Annotated in this window: 1 pseudogene; it reads left to right on the forward strand. The window is 33.0% G+C overall.

Features of this window, described 5'->3' with window-relative positions:
- Positions 1-469, forward strand: a pseudogene (locus tag AA089_RS25350) (hypothetical protein); the annotation flags it as partial.

The following is a 469-nucleotide window of genomic DNA, read 5'->3' on the forward strand; positions in this document are numbered from 1 at the left end:
CGAAAAATCAATATTTACCTATCCATTTGAATCGGAAGTTTCAAACGAACCTTATGTAAATAGTTTAGTAGCACAAAATCGAATCGCTACGCCTGTTTCATATAAAAGCATACGTTTACTTAACAATCAAAGTGAATTACTATCAAGAGCAAAATATAGTTTTGATCTTTTTCAAGGGATCATAAATCACAAAAGCAATCAATCTTCTAAAGGAGCGAATGACTTTACGACACTATCAACGATTGATAAAAGAGATGCTAATGGAAATGTGTTGGAATACCATAATGAAAATGGAATACACATCTGTTTGGTATGGGGTTATAACAATACAAAACCCGTTGCTAAAATTGAAAATGCTTCTTATGCCAATTTTACCAATACGCAGAACGATATCATCTTAGCGATACAACAAACCTCGGATAATGACAACGACGATGCATCTGAGGAATTTTTAAGACAAACATTGCAA

The sequence above is a fragment of the Kordia jejudonensis genome, assembly GCF_001005315.1.
Taxonomy (GTDB): Bacteria; Bacteroidota; Bacteroidia; order Flavobacteriales; family Flavobacteriaceae; genus Kordia; species Kordia jejudonensis.